The 1552-nt window shown below is 74.7% G+C and carries 3 protein-coding genes; 2 read left to right on the forward strand and 1 reads right to left on the reverse strand.

What is annotated here, in order from left to right:
- On the forward strand, positions 1 to 450 hold a 450-nt coding region (locus DQW85_RS23200; protein WP_162795274.1), incomplete at its 5' end, for a purine nucleoside phosphorylase YfiH/LACC1 family protein.
- A 117-nt stretch (positions 451 to 567) separates the two neighbouring features.
- Here the strand turns inward: DQW85_RS23200 and DQW85_RS23205 are convergent.
- Entirely contained in the window at positions 568 to 1239 is a 672-nt protein-coding gene (locus tag DQW85_RS23205) for a GntR family transcriptional regulator (RefSeq protein WP_162795275.1), read from the reverse strand.
- A gap of 157 nt (positions 1240 to 1396) precedes the next feature.
- Between DQW85_RS23205 and DQW85_RS23210 the strand changes: the two genes are divergently transcribed.
- On the forward strand, positions 1397 to 1552 hold a 156-nt coding region (locus tag DQW85_RS23210; RefSeq protein WP_113702223.1), incomplete at its 3' end, for an FAD-dependent oxidoreductase.

Below are 1552 nucleotides of genomic sequence, written 5' to 3' on the forward strand. Positions count from 1 at the left end.
GAGCCGCGCCTCGCCCTCGCCTCCCTCGGCGCCGACTGCTCGGCCGTCCTGGTGGCCGACCCGGAGGCCCGCGTGGCCGCCGCCGCCCACTCGGGCCGCCCCGGCACCGAGGCGGGGGTGACCACGGCACTGGTCCAGGCCATGGCCGCCAAGGGCGCGGCGCCGGAGCGGATGGTGGCGTTCGTCGGGCCCGGCGCGTGCGGCCGCTGCTACGAGGTGCCCGCCGCCCTGCGCGAGCGGGTCGCCGAGCGGGTGCCGGAGACGTGGTCCACGACCTCGTGGGACACACCCGCGCTCGACCTGCGCGCCGGCATCGAGGCCCAGCTGCGCGCGGCGGGCGTCGCGGACGTGCGCCACGACGCCCGCTGCACGATCGAGTCGGAGGAGCTCTACTCCCACCGCCGCGCCCAGCCGTGCGGGCGGTTCGCCGGGCTCATCTGGCTGACCTGACCCACACGAGTCTGGTTGACCTGACCTAGACGAGTCTGGTTGACCTGACCCCACACGAGTCTGGCTGACCTGACCTGGACGAGGCGGTCAGGGGCGGAGCAGGTCAGGAGCGGTCCATCAGGTGCCGGACCGGGCCCTGTGCGCGCGCTCGGCCTCGTGGACGTGGGCCGCCGCCGCCTCGGCGGCGCGCTCGGGGTCGCCGTCGGCGATCGCCGTCACGATGGCGTCATGGCGGGCGGGCAAGAGAGTGGTGCGCCTGCTGATGTTGGCCAGGCTGATGATCGCGAACCGCGCCCAGACGCGGTCCAGGGCGTCCACGAGCAGCGGGTTCCCCGACAGGCGGCCCAGCATCATGTGGAAGTCGAGGTTGGCGCGCCAGGCCCCCCGCGCGTCCGCGGCCCCGGCGGACCGCTCCACCTGGCGCGCGGCCTCCCTGAGGCCCTCCAGTTGGGCCGGGGTGAGCAGCCCGTCGCGCTGGGCGCTCGCGGCGAGCCGGGCGGCCAGCGTGTCGAGCGCGCCCTGCAACTGCATGGCGTGCCTGATCTCGTCGTCGGACAGCGAGTTGACGACGACCCCCCGGCCCGTCGAGACCACCAGGCCGTCGCTCTGCAACCGCCGCAACGCCTCCCGGACGGGGGTGCGGCTCATCTCCAGGTCGGCGCACAGCGCGCTCTCGGCGAGCCGGTCACCGGGATGGTAGTGACCCCCGACGAGCCGCTCCCGCAGTCTCCGATACGCCAGCTCTGCCTGGTTGTGCAGGCCGGGACGCTCGCCGTTCGATGAGATCACGCTCCAGGTATACGTTGCGTGCATGCTCGATCGCAACGGCGGGACCCGTTTGTGAGCAGGGGTCGGGCTGGCGGATGGACAGCACGAGATGTGAGCCTGCTCCCCGGCCGCCGGCGGGGTACGGGGCCGTGGCGTCGACGCGAACGGGGAGTTGAACATGCGCGGTTACGACTACGTCGTGGTCGGGGCGGGCAGCGCGGGGTGCGTGGTGGCGGCGCGCCTGTCGGAGGACGCGAACGCCCGCGTGCTGCTGCTGGAGGCGGGGGAGGACCGGCCGCCGGCGGCCGCGGCCGCACCCGCGGCGTGGTGGGGC

Origin of the sequence: Nonomuraea lactucae (assembly GCF_003313395.1) — a bacterium.
Lineage (GTDB): Bacteria > Actinomycetota > Actinomycetes > Streptosporangiales > Streptosporangiaceae > Nonomuraea > Nonomuraea lactucae.